This window comes from Enterobacter cloacae complex sp. P15RS (genome assembly GCF_014895905.1).
In the GTDB taxonomy this organism is placed as follows: domain Bacteria; phylum Pseudomonadota; class Gammaproteobacteria; order Enterobacterales; family Enterobacteriaceae; genus Enterobacter; species Enterobacter quasihormaechei.
The window spans coordinates 1-20,976 of record NZ_JADBQL010000045.1 but is presented as its reverse complement, the minus strand read 5'-3'; the positions used below and the strand labels follow the sequence as shown (position 1 = coordinate 20,976).

Genomic DNA, 20,976 nt, shown 5'->3' with positions numbered 1-20,976 from the left:
TCTCGCTCAAACAGGTCACTGCTGTCGGGCTAACGCCCGACAGCAGAGTGTGCTAACTCCGACGGGAGCAAATCCGTGAAAGACTTATTAAAGTTTCTGAAAGCGCAAACTAAAACCGAAGAGTTTGATGCGATCAAAATTGCTCTGGCTTCGCCAGACATGATCCGTTCATGGTCTTTCGGTGAAGTTAAAAAGCCGGAAACCATTAACTACCGTACGTTCAAACCTGAGCGTGACGGCCTTTTCTGTGCGCGTATTTTCGGGCCAGTAAAAGACTACGAGTGCCTGTGCGGTAAGTACAAGCGCCTGAAACACCGTGGTGTGATCTGTGAGAAGTGCGGCGTTGAAGTGACCCAGACTAAAGTGCGCCGTGAGCGTATGGGCCACATCGAGCTGGCGTCTCCGACCGCTCACATCTGGTTCCTGAAATCTCTGCCGTCCCGTATCGGCCTGCTGCTGGATATGCCGCTGCGCGATATCGAACGTGTTCTGTACTTCGAATCTTATGTGGTTATCGAAGGCGGGATGACGAATCTGGAACGTAACCAGATCCTGACCGAAGAACAGTATCTGGACGCGCTGGAAGAGTTCGGTGACGAATTTGACGCGAAGATGGGTGCGGAAGCTATTCAGGCCCTGCTGAAGAGCATGGATCTGGAGCAAGAGTGTGAAACTCTGCGCGAAGAGCTGAACGAAACCAACTCCGAAACCAAGCGTAAAAAGCTGACCAAGCGTATCAAACTGCTGGAAGCGTTCGTTCAGTCTGGTAACAAGCCAGAGTGGATGATCCTGACCGTTCTGCCGGTTCTGCCGCCAGATCTGCGTCCGCTGGTTCCGCTGGATGGTGGTCGTTTCGCAACGTCAGATCTGAACGATCTGTACCGTCGCGTAATCAACCGTAACAACCGTCTGAAACGTCTGCTGGATCTGGCTGCGCCGGACATCATCGTACGCAACGAAAAACGTATGCTTCAGGAAGCAGTCGATGCCCTGTTGGATAACGGTCGTCGCGGTCGTGCGATCACCGGTTCGAACAAACGTCCTCTGAAATCTTTGGCCGACATGATCAAAGGTAAGCAGGGTCGTTTCCGTCAGAACCTGCTCGGTAAGCGTGTTGACTACTCCGGTCGTTCTGTAATCACCGTAGGTCCATACCTGCGTCTGCATCAGTGCGGTCTGCCGAAGAAAATGGCACTGGAGCTGTTCAAACCGTTCATCTACGGCAAGCTGGAGCTGCGTGGCCTCGCCACCACCATCAAAGCCGCTAAGAAAATGGTTGAGCGTGAAGAAGCTGTCGTTTGGGATATCCTGGACGAAGTGATCCGCGAACACCCGGTACTGCTGAACCGTGCACCAACCCTGCACCGTCTGGGTATCCAGGCATTTGAGCCAGTACTGATCGAAGGTAAAGCTATCCAGCTGCACCCGCTGGTTTGTGCGGCTTATAACGCCGACTTCGATGGTGACCAGATGGCTGTTCACGTACCGCTGACGCTGGAAGCCCAGCTCGAAGCGCGTGCGCTGATGATGTCTACCAACAACATTCTGTCTCCAGCGAACGGTGAGCCAATCATTGTTCCTTCTCAGGACGTTGTACTGGGTCTGTACTACATGACCCGTGACTGTGTTAACGCCAAAGGCGAAGGCATGGTGCTGACTGGCCCTAAAGAAGCTGAGCGTATTTATCGCGCTGGCCTGGCCTCTCTGCATGCGCGCGTTAAAGTGCGTATCACCGAATATGAAAAAGATGAAAACGGCGAATTCGTTGCGCACACCAGCCTGAAAGACACGACCGTTGGCCGTGCGATTCTGTGGATGATCGTACCGAAAGGTCTGCCTTTCTCCATCGTCAACCAGGCGCTGGGCAAGAAAGCGATCTCCAAAATGCTGAACACCTGTTACCGCATTCTGGGTCTGAAGCCGACCGTTATCTTCGCTGACCAGACAATGTACACCGGCTTTGCTTATGCAGCGCGTTCAGGTGCATCTGTTGGTATCGATGACATGGTCATCCCAGAGAAGAAACACGAGATCATCTCTGAAGCGGAAGCTGAAGTTGCTGAGATCCAGGAGCAGTTCCAGTCTGGTCTGGTAACCGCAGGCGAACGCTACAACAAAGTTATCGATATCTGGGCAGCGGCGAACGATCGTGTATCCAAAGCGATGATGGACAACCTGCAAACCGAAACCGTGATTAACCGTGACGGCGTCGAAGAGCAGCAGGTTTCCTTCAACAGCATCTACATGATGGCCGACTCCGGTGCGCGTGGTTCTGCGGCACAGATTCGTCAGCTGGCAGGTATGCGTGGTCTGATGGCGAAGCCAGATGGCTCCATCATCGAAACGCCAATCACCGCGAACTTCCGTGAAGGTCTGAACGTACTCCAGTACTTCATCTCCACGCACGGTGCGCGTAAAGGTCTGGCGGATACCGCACTGAAAACTGCGAACTCCGGTTATCTGACGCGTCGTCTGGTTGACGTTGCGCAGGATCTGGTTGTGACCGAAGACGATTGTGGCACCCTCGAAGGTATCACCATGACCCCGGTTATCGAGGGTGGTGATGTTAAAGAGCCGCTGCGCGATCGCGTACTGGGTCGTGTGACCGCGGAAGACATTCTGAAGCCGGGCACCGCAGACATTCTGGTTCCACGCAACACCCTGCTGCACGAACAGTGGTGTGACCTGCTGGAAGCGAACTCTGTTGACTCCGTGAAGGTACGTTCCGTTGTATCCTGTGACACCGACTTTGGTGTGTGTGCGCACTGCTACGGTCGTGACCTGGCGCGTGGCCATATCATCAACAAAGGTGAAGCCATCGGCGTTATCGCGGCACAGTCCATCGGTGAGCCGGGTACACAGCTGACGATGCGTACGTTCCACATCGGTGGTGCGGCATCTCGTGCGGCTGCTGAATCCAGCATCCAGGTGAAAAACAAAGGTAGCATCAAGCTCAGCAACGCGAAGTCTGTTGTTAACTCCGCAGGCAAGCTGGTTGTGACCTCTCGTAACACCGAGCTGAAGCTGATCGACGAATTCGGTCGTACCAAAGAGAGCTATAAAGTGCCTTATGGTGCGGTTATGGCGAAAGGTGATGGCGAGCAGGTTGCCGGCGGTGAAACCGTTGCAAACTGGGATCCACACACCATGCCGGTAATCACCGAAGTAAGTGGTTTCATCCGCTTTACTGACATGATCGACGGCCAGACCATTACTCGTCAGACTGACGAGCTGACCGGTCTGTCTTCTCTGGTGGTTCTGGATTCTGCTGAACGTACTACCGGCGGTAAAGATCTGCGTCCTGCACTGAAAATCGTTGATGCTCAGGGTAACGACGTTCTGATCCCTGGTACCGATATGCCTGCGCAGTACTTCCTGCCGGGTAAAGCGATTGTACAGCTGGAAGATGGCGTACAGATCAGCTCTGGTGACACCCTGGCGCGTATTCCTCAGGAATCCGGCGGTACCAAGGACATCACCGGTGGTCTGCCACGCGTTGCGGACCTGTTCGAAGCACGTCGTCCGAAAGAGCCTGCAATCCTGGCTGAAATCAGCGGTATCATCTCCTTCGGTAAAGAGACCAAAGGTAAGCGCCGTCTGGTTATCACGCCTGTAGATGGCAGCGAGCCGTACGAAGAGATGATTCCTAAGTGGCGTCAGCTCAACGTGTTCGAAGGTGAACGCGTAGAACGTGGTGACGTGGTTTCCGACGGTCCAGAAGCGCCGCACGACATCCTGCGTCTGCGTGGTGTGCATGCTGTTACTCGTTACATCGTTAACGAAGTACAGGACGTATACCGTCTGCAAGGCGTTAAGATTAACGATAAACACATCGAAGTTATCGTTCGTCAGATGCTGCGTAAAGCCACCATCGAAAACGCGGGCAGCTCCGACTTCCTGGAAGGCGAGCAGGTTGAATACTCACGCGTTAAGATCGCTAACCGCGATCTGGAAGCGAACGGCAAAATCGGTGCGACCTTCGCACGCGATCTGCTGGGTATCACCAAAGCGTCTCTGGCAACCGAGTCCTTCATCTCCGCAGCATCGTTCCAGGAAACCACGCGTGTCCTGACCGAAGCCGCTGTTGCAGGTAAACGTGATGAACTGCGCGGTCTGAAAGAGAACGTTATCGTGGGTCGTCTGATCCCGGCCGGTACTGGTTATGCGTACCACCAGGATCGTATGCGTCGTCGCGCAGCGGGCGAACTGCCAGCTGCACCGCAGGTAACTGCCGAAGATGCATCCGCGAGCCTTGCAGAACTGCTGAACGCAGGTCTGGGCGGTTCCGACAACGAGTAATCGTTGATGCCGTAAATAAAAAACCCGCCTCGGCGGGTTTTTTTATATCTGCATTTTCAGTTTACCAGCGGGATGCGTCGATAAAGCTCAATCATGTCGCCCGCCAGATCCTGGATAACCATCGCGTTCATCAGGTGGTCCTGAGAGTGAACGGTGATCAGGTTAACCGGAAGTTTTCCTGTCCCTTCATCGAGCCCGATGAGCTGCGTCTGGATCGTATGCGCATGTTTCACATACTCGCGCGACTCTTCCATCGCTTTTTCGGCTTCGTCAAAGTCGCCTTTTCGTGCCATCTGTAACGCTGTCAGGGCCGCACTGCGCGCCGCACCTGCATTGACCAATAGCTCCATGATGGTGGTTTCTAAGTCTTCCATTATGACTCCAGCAGTTTAAGCGCTTTTTCCAGTACGGCATCACCTTTCATCATGCCGTAATCCATCATGTCGATGACCGCGACCTTTTTCCCGAGCGGATCGGCCTGCGCCTGGAGTTTTGCCTGTTCGTATTTCACCTGTGGCCCCAGTAATACGATATCAGCCGTCGCGATGTTGTCTTTAAATTCCGCGACCGGAACGGCTTTAATGGTTACTTCGACTCCTTTTTTCTGCGCGGCATCTTTCATACGTTGAACCAGCATGCTGGTTGACATTCCCGCTGCACAGCATAAAACGATGTTCTTCATAGTCAGCCTCGATCTACATGTGTTTACTGATAATTATCCCGTGCAGAGCGCTTCAACAACCGCTTTACCGCGATTGTGTGTCAGGCATCACAAAGAAATCGGCATTTTTCTGAAACCGGTTACAATTTAACGCAGGAGAGTATTCTGCCCGTCAGAACGGGCAGAATTTCAGGAGGGAGATTATCGGCTGGCCGTGCTTATGATGCGGTTTTTACCCTGTTGTTTAGCGGTATACAGCGCTTCATCTACGCTACCGACGAATTGTTCCAGCGGTTCGAAGTGCCACTCACCCAGCCCCGCGCTGAAGGTCACTTGCAGGTTTTCTTCCCGCCAGGTCCGTTTTTCCACGGCGGTGCGCCAGGCTTCCAGTAGCGCGTGCGCGGAGTTCATCAGCTCGGCCGGGAAAATCACCCCGAACTCTTCTCCACCGTAGCGATAAACCGAGACGTGGTGCGGCTGCATGATCTGAATGCCTTCGCGTGCCACGTTACGCAGAACGATATCCCCGCTCAGGTGGCCCCAGGTGTCGTTAATGGATTTGAAGTTATCAATGTCGACCAGCGCCAGAGCGAAGGGTTGATGAGCGGCCATCAACGCATCCACATCGTTGTCGAAGGCTCGGCGGTTTTTACAGCCTGTCAGCGCATCATGGGTGGCCTGACGGACATAGGCCAGCTCCCGTTCTTTATTGGTTCGAATGGTATGGCTGAGCATCGCCTCAAGACGTGGCGCCTGGTTGACGTCGCCGGTTTTGATGGCGTTGATAATGTTCATCAGCACTGAACGTGAGGCATGACGAAGATACAGTCCGAACAGAATGATGATGATTGCCGCCAGCGCAAATCCCCAGCCGACGACGGTGGTTTCATGCCGGGTGATGACGGATAGCGTGGCATCGGAGACCCGATAAATCACAAACCAGTCCGGATTGGTGAACGAGTAGTAGTAATACCAGGTCTTGCTTCTGGAATCGAAGAGATAGCCTTCGCCGCTGGTCATTTTGTCCATCAGCGCTTCGCTGACGTACTGCTTAAAGAGCGCCCCCGTGTCCGGATGAAGCACAACGGCGCCGTCACGTTCGACGACGAAAAACTCACCCTGTACGGGAGCTACCATCTGGCGCAGGGTATATCCCATGGAGGTTAAATCAAGATGGAAAGCGAGCGTGCCCTTCAGACGGCCTTCCGGTGAAATGACCGGCTTATAGAGGGTGACGGTGGGATGTTGGGTGAAATAGTCCAGATAGGGGCGGGTGTAGTGCGGAAAGTTACTGGCTTCCGCTTGCCCGATAAACCATGGGCGGGTGCGTGCGTCGAACGTCTGACTCTTCTCCGTTGGCAGGACTTCCGGCGCGCGCAGATGGCGCCCCTCCGTGTCCGCCAGAGAGATAGACGACACCGTCGGCATCAGATTCTGCAAATGCATTAACATCTGCAAACCGTGTGCCGGATCGATATTTAACGTCTGATTCACTCTGTCATTACGGGCGTAGTACATCGCCGCGCGACCAAGAATATAGTCATTTTCCCGCAGAATGGACTCGGTATAGTTCACCGCCAGATTATGGGTGAAGTTACCATTAATTTTATGATAATCCTCAAGAAAATCCTTTCGCTGTGAAAGGATGACCAGGATCGCGATCAGTACGAAGCTGAAGAGGATCCCAGCGAAGCTGACCATAATGGGGCGGGTAAAAGAGAGCTTTTTACTGTGGAGTGCCATGAGTTGTACATCAGTCCAGATGGTAGGCGCGTTGCGTCTGTCGATATCCTCAGCATAGTCGCTGTCCGGTTGCTGGTAGTAAATTATACAGAAGGCGACTTCCGACGAGATGATTTATCTTAAGAGTAGCTAAGAAAAGTCGCATTTATTTTAACGATTGAAATTTTTTTTAAGAGGCGGAGGGCAGGGCGAAACGAGGAAGAAGCATTTTCACCCTGGTCAGCGTCCGTTGCTGACGGGGTTAATCATAAGAAAACCGGACGGATTTCCTCAATCGCCCGGTTTTGATCTCACGAGCCGCCTCGTAACCCTTTCGCGATTTTGCAGGCGGTTTCAGCGCAAATGCGAGGCTCTTCCCAGCCAGCTGTCCCAGTCTTTCCACACCGGCTGTAGGCCCTGTGCAGCCAGTGCTTCCGCCACCGCTTCGGGCCGTCGTCCGTCGTGAGGCGTAAACTGTTCCAGTTCCGGGCGATCGTCCGCGTAACCGCCCGGCTGCGTTTTGGAAAAGGCGCTGACGTTGTTGATTGCCAGCGGGATCGCGCGGTCGCGAAACGCCGGGGATTCACGCGTGGAGAGCGACAGTTCCACTTCCGGCGCGAACAGGCGAAAGGCGCATATTGTTTGCACCAGCTGGCGCTCATCCATTATCGAGGCAGGTTCAACGCCTCCCGTACACGGACGCAGCCGCGGGAACGAGATGGAATAGCGGCTTTGCCAGTAGTGCTGCTGTAGCCACAGCAGATGCTCCGCCACCATATAGCAATCCACCCGCCAGCTGTCAGACAGACCGATAAGCGCGCCCAGCCCAATTTTGTCGATGCCGGCGCGCCCCAGCCTGTCCGGGGTTTCCAGCCGGAAAAAGAAATCCTGCTTCTTCCCTTTCAGGTGATGCCGGGCATAAGTCGCCTCATGGTAGGTTTCCTGATAAACCATTACGCCGTCCAGCCCGAGGGTTTTCAGCTCCGCATACTCCTCCTGCGACAGCGGCTGTACTTCCATCTGCAATGAGGCAAATTCGCGGCGAATGGTCGGAAGATGCTGGCGAAAATAGTCCATTCCCACTTTGCTCTGATGTTCACCCGTCACCAGCAAAAGATGTTCAAATCCCATCTCACGAATAGCGTCACACTCGCGGGCGATCTCCTGCTCATCCAGCGTTTTACGCTTAATGCGGTTGCTCATGGAGAAGCCACAGTAGGTACAGTCGTTGGCGCACAGGTTCGAAAGATAGAGTGGGACGTAGAAGCTCACCGTGTTGCCAAAGCGCTGGCGGGTAAGGCGTTGAGCGCGCTGCGCCATCGGTTCAAGGTATGCGCTGGCTGCCGGAGAAAGCAGGGCCATCAAATCCTCGCGGGTCAGATGACGGGCTGTTAACGCCCGCTCTACGTCCGCAGAGGTTTTACTGTTGATGCGTAAGGCAATATCGTCCCAGTGAAGCTGACGCCAGCGATCGGTAAAGGTAGCCATCAGAGCGCCTCCAGAAAACCGGTCAGCGGGCTGGTGGCCTGTGCATGAAGGCTGCGCGAGCCTGGACCGGACTGCCGTGCCAGCAGACCGGACTCCACCGCAAGGCGGAATGCGCGCGCCATCATCACCGGATCGTCGGCCACCGCAATCGCGGTATTGACCAGCACCGCATCGGCACCCATTTCCAGCGCCTGCGCGGCGTGGCTGGGTACGCCGATGCCCGCATCCACCACCACGGGCACGGTAGCCTGCTCAATAATGATCTCCAGCATCGCGCGGGTTTCAAGCCCCTGATTGGAGCCAATGGGTGCCCCCAGCGGCATAACGGCGGCACAGCCGACCTCTTCCAGACGCTTGCACAGCACGGGGTCTGCGCCGCAGTAAGGCAGAACGGTAAAACCCTGCTGTACCAGCTTTTCTGCGGCTTTCAGGGTCTCTATCGGGTCCGGCAGCAGCCAGCGCGCATCCGGGTGAATTTCCAGCTTCAGCCAGCGGGTGCCGAGCGCTTCCCGGGCCAGCTGTGCGGCGAAAATCGCCTCCTCGGCCGTTTTCGCACCGGAGGTATTAGGCAGCAGCGTGACGCCGGCTTCCAACAACGGTACAAGAATGGCATCGTTGTGCTGGCGAAGGTCCACGCGCTTCATCGCCAGCGTCACCAGCTGGCTGCCGCTTTCTCGGATGGCATCCACCATCAGCTGCGGCGAGGCGAACTTTCCGGTTCCGGTAAACAGATGTGAATCAAAGACTTTATCGGCAATACGTAACATCTCAGCCCCCTGCGATAACCTGAAACAGCAGGATCTGATCGCCTTCATTGACCTGCTGACGTTCCCACTGCTCGCGCGGCAGGATCTGTTGATTGAGCGCCAGCGCCGTTCCCGGCTTCAGCTGGTGCAGCGTGTCGAGCAGGGCGGCAACGGTGAGACCGTCGTCGCACGTCATCGGCTCATCGTTAAACAGAATGCGCATTGCGGCCTCCGCATACCGGGCAGTGGCTGGCGCGGCTTAACGCCAGATGGCGCCAGCCGCCGGAACGGGCGTCGAACAGCCGGAGCGTGTTGCGCGCTGTCTCCATGCCGCTGAGCAGCTTGATGGCCTCCAGCGCCTGAAGGGTGCCCATCACGCCCACCACCGGGCCAAGAATGCCTGCCGTGCGGCAGTTACGCGCCGGTTCAGCCTCGTCCGGCCACAGGCAGCGGTAGCAGCCCTGCGCCCACGGCGGCGTAAGCACCATTATCTGCCCGCCGAAACCGACCGCGCTCGCGGTGATCAGCGGCGTGTTCTGTGCAACACAGGCCGCGTTGATGGCCTGACGCGTCGCCATGTTGTCCGTGCAGTCCAGCACCGCGTCGGCAAGGGCAACTTCGCGTTGCATCTCGTCTCCGCTAAGCCGCGTCTGGAGCGCAACCAGTTCGATATCGGGGTTAAGCTGGTTCAGCCGCTGGCGCGTAACCTGCGCCTTAGGCTGGTTAATATCTTCTGTCGTGAAGAGGATTTGCCGTTGCAGGTTGCTGAGGTGTACTTCATCGTCATCGGCCAGTACCAGCGTACCCACGCCCGCACCGGCCAGATACAGCGCGGCGGGGGCGCCTAATCCGCCCAGGCCGACAATCAGTACCCGGCTGGCGAGCAGCTTTTGCTGCCCGTCAATGGCGATATCCTCCAGCAGGATCTGGCGGCTGTAGCGCATAAAATCACGATCTTTCATCGCCTGCTCCTGCCAGTTGTAAAAGCCGTGCGGTGGCGGCCTGCCAGTCTGCCGCCTGGGTGATAGCGCTGACAACGGCGATACTGCCGACGCCGGTTTCCAGCACGGCGGGCGCACGTTCAAGGCTTATCCCGCCGATGGCGACGGTAGGATAATCGGCAAGGCGCTTAACGTGCGCCGCCAGCTGCGTCAAACCCTGCGGGGCAGACGGCATCTGCTTGGTTTGCGTCGGGAAAACGTGACCGAGGGCGATGTAGGAGGGGCGGGCCGCCAGCGCCACGTCGATCTCCATGTCATCGTGTGTTGAAACGCCAAGGCGCAGGCCAGCCTGGCGGATGGCGTTCAAATCGGTGGTTTCCAGATCTTCCTGACCCAGATGGACGCCGTACGCCCGGTGCTTGATGGCCAGCCGCCAGTAGTCGTTGATAAACAGGCGAGCAGTGTAGCGATGCCCCAGCGCGATGGCGGCGGCGACGTCGGCCTCCACCTCTTCATCGCGCTTATCCTTGATGCGCAGCTGAAGGGTGCGAACGCCGGCCTCCAGCAGGCGGGCGATCCACTCCACGCTGTCCACCACCGGGTAAAGCCCTAAGCGGAAGGGCACAGAGGGGAAATCGGGCTGGTACATTACGCCTCCTCTTTTTTGAGGTAAATTTCGCCGCCTCTGGCGCGGAAGGTTTCCGACATGTCCGCCATACCGACTTCAATGGTCTGCGCAGCGGCGTAGTCCCGCACCTCCTGGCTGATTTTCATCGAGCAGAATTTTGGCCCGCACATGGAGCAGAAGTGCGCCACCTTGCCCGACTCCTGTGGCAGGGTTTCATCGTGATAGGCGCGGGCGGTAAACGGATCCAGCGCCAGGTTAAACTGATCTTCCCAGCGGAATTCAAAGCGCGCTCTGGACATGGCGTTATCGCGGATTTGCGCGCCCGGATGGCCTTTCGCCAGATCCGCCGCGTGGGCGGCAATCTTGTAGGTAATCAGCCCCTGCTTCACGTCCTCTTTGTTGGGCAGGCCGAGGTGCTCTTTCGGCGTGACGTAGCAGAGCATGGCGCAGCCGAACCAGCCGATCATCGCCGCGCCGATCCCGGAGGTGAAGTGGTCGTAGCCCGGTGCGATATCGGTGGTCAATGGCCCCAGCGTGTAGAACGGCGCTTCGTGGCAGTGTTCCAGCTCCTCGGTCATGTTGCGGCGGATCATCTGCATCGGCACGTGGCCCGGGCCTTCAATCATCACCTGCACGTCATACTCCCAGGCGATTTTGGTCAGCTCGCCCAGGGTGTGCAGCTCGGCAAACTGCGCCTCGTCGTTGGCGTCGCGGATGGAGCCCGGACGCAGGCCGTCGCCCAGCGAAAGCGAAACGTCGTACGCGGCGCAGATTTCGCAGATTTCGCGGAAGTGCTCGTAGAGGAAGTTTTCCTGATGATGGGACAGGCACCACTTCGCCATGATGGAGCCACCGCGTGAGACGATGCCGGTCAGACGTTTCGCCGTCATCGGCACGTAGCGCAGCAGCACGCCCGCGTGGATGGTGAAGTAGTCCACGCCCTGTTCCGCCTGCTCCAGCAGCGTATCGCGGAACGCTTCCCAGGTGAGATTTTCGGCGATGCCGTTGACCTTCTCCAGCGCCTGGTAAATCGGGACGGTGCCAATCGGCACCGGGCTGTTACGCAGGATCCACTCGCGGGTTTCGTGGATGTAACGCCCCGTGGAGAGATCCATCACCGTGTCCGCGCCCCAGCGCGTCGACCAGACCAGCTTTTCCACCTCTTCTTCGATGGACGAGGTGACGGCAGAGTTGCCGATGTTGGCGTTAACCTTCACCAGGAAGTTGCGGCCGATAATCATCGGCTCCGATTCCGGGTGGTTGATGTTGGCGGGGATAATCGCGCGCCCGGCGGCCACTTCATCACGCACAAACTCCGGGGTGATGTTTTCCGGCAGGCGAGCGCCGAAGCCTTCGCCAGGATGCTGGTGGCGCAATATTTCGCTGCGGATGCGCTCGCGCCCCATGTTTTCGCGGATGGCGATGAACTCCATCTCCGGCGTGACGATCCCCTGGCGCGCGTAGTGCAGCTGGGTTACGCATTTGCCCGCTCTTGCGCGTTTTGGCGTCAGCAGGCCGGTAAAGCGCAGCTCGTCCAGGCCGTCGTCGGCCAGACGTTCTTTGGTGTACGCAGAACTGCGCACGCTTAGCTCTTCGCAGTCGTTACGCGCGTCAATCCACGGCTGGCGCAGTTTTGCCAGCCCCTGCTGGACGTTGATCGCGACAGAGGGATCGCCGTACGGGCCGGAGGTGTCGTACACCGGCACGGCTTCGTTGTCTTCATACTGCGGGTTCTCTTTGCTGCCGCCGATAAGCGTCGGGCTGAGCTGGATTTCGCGCATTGGCACGCGGATATCGGCCTGTGAACCGGTGATGTAGATGCGTTTCGAGTTCGGGAAAGCGGTGCCTTCCAGGGTGTCGATGAAGCGTTGCGCGTGTTCGCGCTGTTCGCGGCGGGTCAGTTTTGTTGTAGACATAGCTCATTCCAGAAGTGAAGGACATGGCTTGTCAGACGACGGATGAAGCAAGAGGAGATCGCCCCAGGGGCGATACAACAACAGCGTGACTCTTGTTCCCTTCGCAGGTATTAACCTGATCAGGTTCCGCGGATCCCGAATTAACGGTCTCAGCCCGTGCTTACACACTGGGCACTCCGACAAGAAAAATCCCCCTCCGCAGAGGGGCGACTGGTTGTAAATTACTCGTTAACGATTAAGAACTCAAGCAGGGCGCACAACGTTATCGCTGTTGCTGATATTCAGATTGTTATCCAGCACGAGGGCGATGAGCTTGTCTTCCAGCGTGAATCGCTCTTCCAGCGCTTCGCCCAGGTCGGACAGCGCCTGCTGGAACTCAAGATAATTATCGTGATCGATAGCGTTCTCAAGGGTGGAATCGTAGTAGTCCATGATCTTCTGGGTGTTGGCTTCCAGCTGCGGACAGAGTTTGCTGGCCGCTAAATACGGCGTTGTCCCTTCCATTTCGCGGATAATGCGTTCATAAATGTTGAAATGGCCGTCGGAGAGGTAATCGACCAGGCTCTGACAAAAATCATCCAGCGCTTTTTCGTTCAGCCGCATAAAGGATTCTTTGCCAGGCTTAAGACCAACCAGATTGTAATACGCCACAAGGAGATGCTTGCGCACATGTAGCCAGCGATCCACCAGGGTGTTACTTCCTCCAACGCGCTCAGTCAGGCTTTCCAGCTGGTTTAACATGGTCGACTCCATAAGGTTTAGAATGGGATCTGCTTATCCAAAATGTAACCACAATGCTAACAACATGTCAGTGAAGCGAAGGTAGTGCAATAGATATGGATCGTATTATTGAAAAATCAGATCTGGGTTGGTGGATCGTCAGCCACGAACAAAAATTATGGCTGCCCTCAGGAGAGTTGCCCTACGGTGCTGCGGAAACGTTCGATCTGGTGGGCCAGTCCGCGCTGAAGATCGGCGAGTGGCAGGGCGATCCCGTGTGGTTGATCCAGCAGGCGCGCCGTCAGGATATGGGATCCGTACGTCAGGTGTTAGATCTGGACGTCGGCCTGTTCCAGCTGGCGGGGCGCGGCGTACAGCTGGCGGAGTTTTACCGCTCGCACAAATACTGCGGTTATTGCGGGCACACCATGCACCCAAGCAAAACCGAATGGGCGCTGCTCTGCGGCCACTGCCGTGAACGCTACTATCCGCAAATCGCGCCGTGCATTATCGTTGCCATCCGCCGTGATGATTCCATCCTGCTGGCGCAGCATACCCGTCATCGCAACGGCATTCATACCGTCCTCGCCGGGTTCGTGGAAGTAGGCGAAACGCTGGAGCAGGCGGTGGCGCGCGAGGTGATGGAGGAGAGCAGCATCAAGGTGAAGAACCTGCGCTACGTGACTTCCCAGCCGTGGCCGTTCCCGATGTCCCTGATGACCGCGTTTATGGCGGAATACGACAGCGGCGAGATCGTTATCGACCCGAAAGAGCTGCTGGAGGCGAACTGGTACCGCTACGACAATTTACCGCTGTTACCCCCGCCGGGAACGGTGGCGCGTCGCCTGATAGAAGATACCGTGGCAATGTGTCGGGCCGAGTATGAGTAGTGTTACACTGACGGACTGACGCAATAAGGAACTGCAAAATGACCGAACTGAAGAACGATCGTTATCTGCGTGCGCTGCTGCGCCAGCCCGTTGATGTCACCCCGGTGTGGATGATGCGCCAGGCGGGACGCTATCTGCCAGAGTACAAAGCCACGCGCGCGCAGGCGGGCGATTTTATGTCGCTGTGCAAAAACGCCGAGCTGGCCTGTGAGGTGACGCTCCAGCCGCTGCGCCGCTTCCCGCTGGATGCCGCCATTCTCTTTTCGGACATTCTTACCATTCCGGACGCGATGGGCCTAGGGCTCTATTTCGAAACCGGCGAGGGCCCGCGCTTCACCTCCCCAATCAAAAGCAAAGCCGACGTCGATAAACTGCCGATCCCCGATCCGGAAGGCGAGCTGGGCTACGTGATGAACGCCGTGCGCACCATTCGCCGCGAGCTGAAGGGCGAAGTGCCGCTGATTGGTTTCTCCGGCAGCCCGTGGACGCTGGCCACCTATATGGTTGAAGGCGGCAGCAGCAAAGCCTTCACCATGATTAAAAAGATGATGTACGCCGAACCGCTGGCGCTGCATGCGCTGCTCGACAAGCTGGCGAAGAGCGTCACCCTCTACCTCAACGCGCAGATTAAAGCGGGCGCGCAGTCGGTGATGATTTTCGACACCTGGGGCGGCGTGCTGACCGGGCGTGATTATCAGCAGTTCTCCCTGTACTACATGCACAAAATCGTCGATGGCCTGCTGCGTGAAAACGACGGTCGCCGCGTGCCGGTAACGCTGTTCACGAAAGGCGGCGGCCAATGGCTGGAAGCGATGGCGGCCACCGGCTGCGACGCGCTGGGCCTCGACTGGACCACCGATATTGCCGATGCGCGCCGTCGCGTGGGCGACAAAGTGGCGCTACAGGGCAACATGGATCCATCCATGCTCTATGCTCAGCCTGCCCGCATCGAAGAGGAAGTGTCGACTATACTGTCTGGTTTCGGCCAGGGTGAGGGCCACGTCTTTAACCTCGGCCACGGCATTCATCAGGATGTGCCGCCTGAACACGCAGGCGTATTTGTGGAGGCGGTGCATCGGCTTTCTGCCCAGTATCACAAGTAAGGAGTGGTTATGGATCTCGCGTCGCTACGCGCTCAGCAAATCGAACTGGCTTCATCGGTGATCCGCGAGGATCGTCTGGATAAGGATCCCCCGCAGTACATTGGCGGGGCGGACGTCGGGTTTGAGCAGGGCGGTGAAGTGACGCGGGCGGCGATGGTGGTGCTGAAATACCCGTCGCTGGAGCTGGTGGAGTACAAGGTGGCGCGTATCGCCACCACCATGCCCTATATTCCCGGCTTTCTCTCCTTCCGCGAATATCCCGCGCTGCTGGCCGCGTGGGAGCAACTCTCGCAAAAACCTGACCTGCTGTTTGTTGATGGGCACGGTATCTCCCATCCGCGCCGCTTAGGCGTCGCCAGCCACTTTGGTCTGCTGGTGGACGTGCCAACCATCGGCGTGGCGAAAAAACGCCTGTGCGGCGCGTTTGAGCCGCTCTCTGCCGAACCGGGCGCGCTGGCGCCGCTTATCCATAAAGGCGAGCAGCTGGCGTGGGTCTGGCGCAGTAAAGCGCGCTGTAATCCGCTGTTTATCGCCACCGGGCATAGGGTGAGCATGGACAGCGCGCTGGCGTGGGTGCAGCGCTGCATGAAGGGCTATCGATTACCGGAGCCAACCCGCTGGGCTGACGCCGTTGCCTCTTCACGTCCGGCATTCATTCGTTGGCAGGAAATTCAGCCGTGATTCAGGTAAACTGCGGCTAATTTTCGATTCGAGACATCATCATGTTACAAAACCCGATTCATCTGCGCCTTGAGAAGCTGGAAAGCTGGCAGCACGTGACGTTTATGGCTTGCCTGTGCGAGCGCATGTATCCCAACTATGCCGCGTTCTGTAAGCAAACGGAGTTTGGCGAAGGCCAGATTTATCGACGTATCCTGGATTTGATCTGGGAGACGCTGACGGTGAAAGATGCAAAGGTGAACTTCGATTCACAGCTGGAAAAGCTGGAAGAGGCGATCCCGGCGGCGGACGATTACGACCTGTACGGCGTTTATCCGGCTATCGATGCCTGCGTGGCGTTGAGCGAGCTGATCCACTCCCGTCTGAGTGGTGAAACGCTGGAGCACGCCATTGAAGTCAGTAAGGCGTCCATCACGACCGTCGCGATGCTGGAAATGACGCAGGAAGGCCGCGAAATGACCGACGAAGAGCTGCGTGCTAACCCGGCGGTTGAACAGGAATGGGACATTCAGTGGGAGATTTTCCGCCTGCTGGCAGAGTGTGAAGAGCGTGATATTGAGCTGATCAAAGGGCTGCGCGCGGACCTGCGTGAGGCCGGTGAGAGCAATATTGGTATAATTTTTAACCAATGAGACAACAAAACGTGATTTAACGCCTGTTTTGTCACTCCTCGACTCTTCCCTTTCGCCCCCCGTCTGGTCTACATTTGGGGGGCGAAAAAAAGTGGCTATCGGTGCGTGTATGCAGGAGAGTGCTTTTTTGGCATTTTCGTCGCACTCGATGCTTAGCAAGCGATAAACACATTGAAAGGATAACTTATGAACAAGACTCAACTGATTGATGTAATTGCGGACAAGGCTGATCTGTCTAAAGTGCAGGCTAAAGCTGCTCTGGAATCTACCCTGGCTGCTATTACTGAGTCTCTGAAAGAAGGCGATGCTGTACAACTGGTTGGTTTCGGTACCTTCAAAGTGAACCACCGCGCTGAGCGTACTGGCCGCAACCCGCAGACCGGTAAAGAAATCAAAATCGCCGCAGCTAACGTGCCGGCATTTGTTTCTGGTAAAGCACTGAAAGACGCAGTTAAGTAAGACGCGTGGCAGTGAACAGTTTTAACGAAGGGGCGGCAACGCCCCTTTTGTCATTCTGGCGTGGAACGCTCGCGCTGGCAGGCGTACTGTTGCTGTCTGCCTGTAGCCATGATTCCTCACTCCCCCCGTTTACCGCCAGCGGCTACGCTGACAACCAGGGCGCGGTCAGGATCTGGCGCAAAGATTCCAGCGATGAAGTCCATATGCTTACCGCGTTCAGCCCGTGGCATAACGGCAACACCTCGACCGCAGAGTACCGCTGGCAGGGCGATGCGCTGTCGCTGATTGAACTGAACATCTACAGCAAGACCCCCGAACACGTGAAGGTGCGTTTCGACGACCACGGCGAGCTGAGCTTTATGCAGCATGAAGTCAGCGGGTTGAAACAGCAGCTTTCCAGCGATCAGGTCGCCCTTTACCGCTACCGCGCCGAACAGCTCCGTCAGACCAGCGACGCGCTGCGACAGGGCCGCGTGGTGCTGCGCCAGGGGCGCTGGCATGCCGATGGCACGGTGACCACCTGCGAAGGGCAGACGGTGAAGCCTGAGCTTGAATCCTGGGCAACCGAACACATTCAGCGCCGTCAGCGGCATTCGTCTATGGAAGTGAGCGTGGCGTGGCTTGAGGCGCCGGAAGGCTCTCAGCTGCTGCTGGTGGCGAACGAAGACTTCTGCACCTGGCAGCCGACGGAAAAGAGTTTTTGAGTTCTGAGGATTAAGCCGGATGGCGCTAACGCTTATCCGGCCTACGAACGATCCCCTCGCCCCTTTGGGGAGAGGATGAGGGTGAGGGGGAAATTACTCCCCCTGCTCCCGCGCAATGGCACGATAACCGATATCCTGACGGCTGAAGCTGCCGTTCCAGTGAATATCCGCCATCAGCGCATAGGCGCGTTTCTGCGCTTCTGCCACGGTCTGGCCCAGTGCGGTCGCACACAGCACGCGGCCGCCGTTGGTGAGCACGCGGTCGTCGTCAGCCAGCTTTGTCCCGGCGTGGAACACCTTCGCGCCGTCAATCTCTTCCAGCGGCAGGCCGTGGATCTCATCTCCGGTGCTGTAGTTCCCCGGATAGCCACCCGCAGCAATCACCACGCCCAGAGACGCACGCTCGTCCCACTCTGAGGTTTTCTCGTCCAGCTTGCCTTCGCAGGCCGCCAGGCACAGATCCACCAGGTCGGATTTCATGCGCAGCATGATCGGCTGGGTTTCCGGATCGCCAAAGCGGCAGTTGAATTCGATCACCTTCGGGTTGCCCTGCTTGTCAATCATCAGGCCTGCGTAGAGGAAGCCGGTATAGGTGTTACCTTCCGCCGCCATGCCCTTCACGGTAGGCCAGATGATGCGGTCCATGGTGCGCTGATGCACCTCATCGGTAACAACGGGAGCAGGGGAGTAAGCGCCCATTCCGCCGGTGTTGGGGCCGGTATCGCCATTGCCCACGCGCTTGTGATCCTGGCTGGTGGCCATCGGCAGAACGTGCTCGCCGTCGACCATCACGATAAAGCTCGCCTCTTCGCCGTCGAGGAATTCTTCGATCACGATGCGGTGGCCCGCATCGCCAAAGGCGTTGCCTGCCAGCATATCCTGGACTGCCGCTTCGGCTTCTTCGAGCGTCATCGCCACGATAACGCCTTTCCCGGCGGCCAGACCGTCGGCTTTGATGACAATCGGCGCGCCTTTTTCACGCAGGTAAGCCAGCGCGGGCTCGACGTCGGTGAAGTTCTGATACTCCGCCGTCGGAATGTTATGACGCGCGAGGAAATCTTTGGTGAAGGCTTTTGAGCCTTCCAGCTGCGCAGCGCCTTCCGTTGGGCCGAAGATTTTCAGGCCAGCGGCGCGGAAAGCGTCTACGACGCCAATCACCAGCGGCGCTTCCGGGCCAACGATGGTCAGATCGATCTTCTCGGTCTGGGCAAAGCTCAGCAGCGCCGGGATATCGGTCACGCCGATGGCGACGTTTTGCAGCGCGGGTTCCAGCGCCGTACCGGCGTTACCCGGTGCCACAAAGACGGTTTCCACCTGCGGGGACTGCGCCGCTTTCCACGCCAGCGCGTGCTCGCGCCCGCCATTACCAATCACTAATACTTTCATTTTCTGCTCCGGGAATTAATGGCGGAAGTGGCGCATGTCGGTAAAGATCATTGCGATGCCGTGTTCGTCGGCAGCGGCAATCACCTCGTCGTCGCGGATAGAGCCGCCAGGCTGGATCACACAGGTGATGCCCACCGCAGCCGCAGCGTCGATACCGTCACGGAACGGGAAGAAGGCGTCAGAGGCCATGGCGGAGCCTTTCACTTCCAGGCCTTCGTCGCCTGCTTTGATACCGGCAATTTTCGCAGAGTAAACGCGGCTCATCTGGCCTGCGCCTATTCCGATGGTCATGTTCTCTTTGGCGTAAACAATGGCGTTAGACTTCACGAACTTCGCCACTTTCCAGCAGAACAGCGCGTCGCGCAGCTCCTGTTCGGTTGGCTGACGTTTGGTCACCACGCGCAGGTCGGCTTCTTTAACCATACCCAAATCGCGATCCTGAACCAGCAGACCACCATTCACGCGCTTGAAGTCCAGGCCCGGCACGCGTTCCGCCCACTGACCGCAAACCAGCACGCGCACGTTCTGTTTTGCCGCAGTGATTTTCAACGCTTCTTCTGATGCGGACGGCGCGATGATCACTTCGACAAACTGGCGGGAGATGATGGCCTGAGCGGTTTCGGCATCCAGCTCGCGGTTGAAGGCGATAATGCCGCCGAACGCGGAGGTCGGGTCGGTTTTGTAGGCGCGATCGTAGGCATCCAGAATAGAGGAGCTTACCGCAACGCCGCACGGGTTGGCGTGCTTGACGATAACGCAGGCCGGCTCGCTGAACTCTTTCACGCATTCCAGCGCGGCGTCGGTGTCGGCAATGTTGTTATAGGAAAGGGCTTTGCCCTGAACCTGCTGGGCGGTCGCAACGGAGGCTTCTTTTACCTCTTCTTCTATATAGAAGGCAGCCTGCTGATGGCTGTTCTCACCGTAACGCATATCCTGCTTCTTAATGAAGTTCAGGTTCAGGGTGCGCGGGAAGCGGCCAGAGGGATCTTTGCTTTCGCCGTGGTAGGCAGGCACCAGGCTACCGAAGTAGTTGGCGATCATGCTGTCGTACGCGGCGGTGTGTTCGAACGCCTTAATCGCAAGGTCGAAGCGGGTTTCGAGAGTGAGGGAGCCGTCGTTAGCATCCATCTCATTAATAATGGCGCTGTAGTCGCTGCTCTTCACCACGATGGCCACATCTTTATGGTTCTTCGCCGCGGAGCGCACCATGGTTGGGCCGCCGATATCAATATTCTCAACCGCATCTTCCAGAGAGCAGCCTTCGCGGGCGACGGTCTGGGCAAACGGGTAGAGGTTAACAACAACCATATCGATAGGCGCGATATCATGCTGTTCCATAATGCCGTCGTCCTGACCGCGACGGCCCAGAATGCCGCCGTGCACTTTCGGATGCAGGGTTTTGACGCGTCCATCCATCATTTCCGGGAAACCGGTGTAGTCGGACACTTCGGTTACCGGCAGACCTTTATCTGCTAACAGGCGAGCGGTACCGCCTGTAGAAAGCAGCTCCACACCGCGTGCGGAAAGTGCCTGAGCGAATTCGACGATGCCGGCTTTATCAGAAACACTGAGCAGAGCGCGGCGGACTGGACGACGTTGTTGCATGGTAAATCCCCTGGATTTCACGATTACAGAGAGCGTTAGATGAATTTTCCAGCGAAAAACTCATCTAACACACCTGACGAGGCCTCCTTGTTAAGCGCGAGCATTTTAACGAAAACGTTTGCGCAACGCTCGCATATTTTCACTTTTTCGAAGCGCTGTGGATAACTCTGTGTGTAAAAGGGTATAAGGCGGGTTTTTGCTGGGGAATGCAGCAGTCAGTCATTTTTCTGTCATTTAGCGGTTGCGGCCTGCGGAGAACTCCCTATAATGCGCCTCCATCGACACGGCGGATGTGAATCACTTCACGGACAACCCGGTCGGTTGAAGAGAAAAAATCCTGAAATAACGGGTTGACTCTGAAAGAGGAAAGCGTAGTATACGCCACCTCGCGACAG

19 protein-coding genes and 1 riboswitch are annotated in these 20,976 nt (G+C 57.1%); of the genes, 7 read left to right on the top strand and 12 right to left on the bottom strand.

The features are described from left to right. The first annotated feature begins 75 nt into the window (after nucleotides 1-75). Nucleotides 76-4,299 (top strand): DNA-directed RNA polymerase subunit beta', encoded by a 4,224-nt coding sequence (gene rpoC / locus IM267_RS20760; RefSeq protein ID WP_006810528.1) that lies wholly within the window; start codon nucleotides 76-78, stop codon nucleotides 4,297-4,299. 56 nt (nucleotides 4,300-4,355) lie between these two features. Here the strand turns inward: rpoC and IM267_RS20755 are convergent, their stop codons facing one another. The 10 genes from IM267_RS20755 to rsd all read right to left on the bottom strand — a co-directional run bounded on the left by IM267_RS20755 (nucleotide 4,356) and on the right by rsd (nucleotide 13,142). Continuing rightward, on the bottom strand, nucleotides 4,356-4,673 hold the full coding sequence (locus IM267_RS20755) for a PTS lactose/cellobiose transporter subunit IIA (protein ID WP_003862327.1): 318 nt from the start codon (nucleotides 4,671-4,673) through the stop codon (nucleotides 4,356-4,358). Continuing rightward, nucleotides 4,673-4,981 (bottom strand): PTS sugar transporter subunit IIB, encoded by a 309-nt coding sequence (locus IM267_RS20750; RefSeq protein ID WP_010425948.1) that lies wholly within the window; start codon nucleotides 4,979-4,981, stop codon nucleotides 4,673-4,675. Before IM267_RS20750 ends, IM267_RS20755 begins: the two co-directional genes overlap by 1 nt. Before the next feature lie 180 nt (nucleotides 4,982-5,161). Further along, the gene (locus IM267_RS20745) at nucleotides 5,162-6,703 is read right to left on the bottom strand and encodes a diguanylate cyclase domain-containing protein (protein WP_193034207.1); all 1,542 of its coding nucleotides are present in this window, start codon (nucleotides 6,701-6,703) and stop codon (nucleotides 5,162-5,164) included. 333 nt (nucleotides 6,704-7,036) lie between these two features. Further along, entirely contained in the window at nucleotides 7,037-8,170 is a 1,134-nt protein-coding gene (gene thiH, locus IM267_RS20740) for a 2-iminoacetate synthase ThiH (protein WP_193034206.1), read from the bottom strand. Next, nucleotides 8,170-8,937 carry a thiazole synthase gene (thiG, locus tag IM267_RS20735; protein WP_193034205.1) on the bottom strand — a complete coding sequence of 256 codons (768 nt, stop codon included), beginning with the start codon at nucleotides 8,935-8,937 and terminating at the stop codon, nucleotides 8,170-8,172. The genes thiH and thiG overlap by 1 nt, the downstream gene beginning before the upstream one ends. 1 nt (nucleotide 8,938) lies before the next feature. Continuing rightward, nucleotides 8,939-9,139 carry a sulfur carrier protein ThiS gene (thiS, locus tag IM267_RS20730; RefSeq protein WP_063865946.1) on the bottom strand — a complete coding sequence of 67 codons (201 nt, stop codon included), beginning with the start codon at nucleotides 9,137-9,139 and terminating at the stop codon, nucleotides 8,939-8,941. Then, nucleotides 9,123-9,878: a HesA/MoeB/ThiF family protein gene (locus IM267_RS20725; RefSeq protein ID WP_193034204.1), complete on the bottom strand. Its 756-nt coding sequence runs from the start codon at nucleotides 9,876-9,878 to the stop codon at nucleotides 9,123-9,125. The genes thiS and IM267_RS20725 overlap by 17 nt, the downstream gene beginning before the upstream one ends. Beyond that, nucleotides 9,865-10,506: a thiamine phosphate synthase gene (gene thiE, locus IM267_RS20720; protein WP_063865942.1), complete on the bottom strand. Its 642-nt coding sequence runs from the start codon at nucleotides 10,504-10,506 to the stop codon at nucleotides 9,865-9,867. Before thiE ends, IM267_RS20725 begins: the two co-directional genes overlap by 14 nt. Next, nucleotides 10,506-12,401: a phosphomethylpyrimidine synthase ThiC gene (thiC, locus tag IM267_RS20715; RefSeq protein WP_193034203.1), complete on the bottom strand. Its 1,896-nt coding sequence runs from the start codon at nucleotides 12,399-12,401 to the stop codon at nucleotides 10,506-10,508. Before thiC ends, thiE begins: the two co-directional genes overlap by 1 nt. Before the next feature lie 79 nt (nucleotides 12,402-12,480). Then, nucleotides 12,481-12,590, bottom strand: a riboswitch (TPP riboswitch). A gap of 54 nt (nucleotides 12,591-12,644) precedes the next feature. After that, nucleotides 12,645-13,142 carry a sigma D regulator gene (gene rsd, locus IM267_RS20710; RefSeq protein WP_193034202.1) on the bottom strand — a complete coding sequence of 166 codons (498 nt, stop codon included), beginning with the start codon at nucleotides 13,140-13,142 and terminating at the stop codon, nucleotides 12,645-12,647. Between the two features lie 95 nt (nucleotides 13,143-13,237). Between rsd and nudC the strand changes: the two genes are divergently transcribed. The 6 genes from nudC to IM267_RS20680 all read left to right on the top strand — a co-directional run bounded on the left by nudC (nucleotide 13,238) and on the right by IM267_RS20680 (nucleotide 17,590). Then, the gene (nudC, locus tag IM267_RS20705; RefSeq protein WP_088204570.1) at nucleotides 13,238-14,011 is read left to right on the top strand and encodes an NAD(+) diphosphatase; all 774 of its coding nucleotides are present in this window, start codon (nucleotides 13,238-13,240) and stop codon (nucleotides 14,009-14,011) included. Between the two features lie 38 nt (nucleotides 14,012-14,049). Then, entirely contained in the window at nucleotides 14,050-15,114 is a 1,065-nt protein-coding gene (gene hemE, locus IM267_RS20700; RefSeq protein ID WP_028015107.1) for a uroporphyrinogen decarboxylase, read from the top strand. 9 nt (nucleotides 15,115-15,123) lie between these two features. Beyond that, a complete protein-coding gene (gene nfi / locus IM267_RS20695) occupies nucleotides 15,124-15,795 on the top strand; it encodes a deoxyribonuclease V (RefSeq protein WP_010425928.1) in 672 nt (223 codons plus the stop codon). A 41-nt stretch (nucleotides 15,796-15,836) separates the two neighbouring features. Further along, on the top strand, nucleotides 15,837-16,427 hold the full coding sequence (locus IM267_RS20690; protein ID WP_022646712.1) for a YjaG family protein: 591 nt from the start codon (nucleotides 15,837-15,839) through the stop codon (nucleotides 16,425-16,427). A gap of 186 nt (nucleotides 16,428-16,613) precedes the next feature. After that, nucleotides 16,614-16,886: a nucleoid-associated protein HU-alpha gene (gene hupA / locus IM267_RS20685; RefSeq protein ID WP_002445246.1), complete on the top strand. Its 273-nt coding sequence runs from the start codon at nucleotides 16,614-16,616 to the stop codon at nucleotides 16,884-16,886. Between the two features lie 11 nt (nucleotides 16,887-16,897). Beyond that, entirely contained in the window at nucleotides 16,898-17,590 is a 693-nt protein-coding gene (locus tag IM267_RS20680; protein WP_028015109.1) for a DUF1481 domain-containing protein, read from the top strand. Between the two features lie 93 nt (nucleotides 17,591-17,683). Here the strand turns inward: IM267_RS20680 and purD are convergent, their stop codons facing one another. Next, nucleotides 17,684-18,976, bottom strand: a complete 1,293-nt coding sequence (gene purD / locus IM267_RS20675; protein WP_193034201.1) for a phosphoribosylamine--glycine ligase — start codon at nucleotides 18,974-18,976, stop codon at nucleotides 17,684-17,686. Nucleotides 18,977-18,991: 15 nt separating this feature from the next. Continuing rightward, the gene (gene purH, locus IM267_RS20670; protein ID WP_193034200.1) at nucleotides 18,992-20,581 is read right to left on the bottom strand and encodes a bifunctional phosphoribosylaminoimidazolecarboxamide formyltransferase/IMP cyclohydrolase; all 1,590 of its coding nucleotides are present in this window, start codon (nucleotides 20,579-20,581) and stop codon (nucleotides 18,992-18,994) included. Nucleotides 20,582-20,976: the final 395 nt, after the last annotated feature.

What these genes read in the sequence shown, in the direction of transcription:
- thiG (WP_193034205.1), bottom strand. Translation starts at nt 8,937, where the DNA reads ATGTTACGTATTGCCGATAAAGTCTTTGATTCACATCTGTTTACCGGA.
- purD (WP_193034201.1), bottom strand. Translation starts at nt 18,976, where the DNA reads ATGAAAGTATTAGTGATTGGTAATGGCGGGCGCGAGCACGCGCTGGCG.
- thiS (WP_063865946.1), bottom strand. Translation starts at nt 9,139, where the DNA reads ATGCGCATTCTGTTTAACGATGAGCCGATGACGTGCGACGACGGTCTC.
- thiE (WP_063865942.1), bottom strand. Translation starts at nt 10,506, where the DNA reads ATGTACCAGCCCGATTTCCCCTCTGTGCCCTTCCGCTTAGGGCTTTAC.
- nfi (WP_010425928.1), top strand. Translation starts at nt 15,124, where the DNA reads ATGGATCTCGCGTCGCTACGCGCTCAGCAAATCGAACTGGCTTCATCG.
- IM267_RS20755 (WP_003862327.1), bottom strand. Translation starts at nt 4,673, where the DNA reads ATGGAAGACTTAGAAACCACCATCATGGAGCTATTGGTCAATGCAGGT.
- hemE (WP_028015107.1), top strand. Translation starts at nt 14,050, where the DNA reads ATGACCGAACTGAAGAACGATCGTTATCTGCGTGCGCTGCTGCGCCAG.
- purH (WP_193034200.1), bottom strand. Translation starts at nt 20,581, where the DNA reads ATGCAACAACGTCGTCCAGTCCGCCGCGCTCTGCTCAGTGTTTCTGAT.
- hupA (WP_002445246.1), top strand. Translation starts at nt 16,614, where the DNA reads ATGAACAAGACTCAACTGATTGATGTAATTGCGGACAAGGCTGATCTG.
- nudC (WP_088204570.1), top strand. Translation starts at nt 13,238, where the DNA reads ATGGATCGTATTATTGAAAAATCAGATCTGGGTTGGTGGATCGTCAGC.
- IM267_RS20745 (WP_193034207.1), bottom strand. Translation starts at nt 6,703, where the DNA reads ATGGCACTCCACAGTAAAAAGCTCTCTTTTACCCGCCCCATTATGGTC.
- rsd (WP_193034202.1), bottom strand. Translation starts at nt 13,142, where the DNA reads ATGTTAAACCAGCTGGAAAGCCTGACTGAGCGCGTTGGAGGAAGTAAC.
- IM267_RS20690 (WP_022646712.1), top strand. Translation starts at nt 15,837, where the DNA reads ATGTTACAAAACCCGATTCATCTGCGCCTTGAGAAGCTGGAAAGCTGG.
- thiC (WP_193034203.1), bottom strand. Translation starts at nt 12,401, where the DNA reads ATGTCTACAACAAAACTGACCCGCCGCGAACAGCGCGAACACGCGCAA.
- IM267_RS20725 (WP_193034204.1), bottom strand. Translation starts at nt 9,878, where the DNA reads ATGAAAGATCGTGATTTTATGCGCTACAGCCGCCAGATCCTGCTGGAG.
- thiH (WP_193034206.1), bottom strand. Translation starts at nt 8,170, where the DNA reads ATGGCTACCTTTACCGATCGCTGGCGTCAGCTTCACTGGGACGATATT.
- IM267_RS20750 (WP_010425948.1), bottom strand. Translation starts at nt 4,981, where the DNA reads ATGAAGAACATCGTTTTATGCTGTGCAGCGGGAATGTCAACCAGCATG.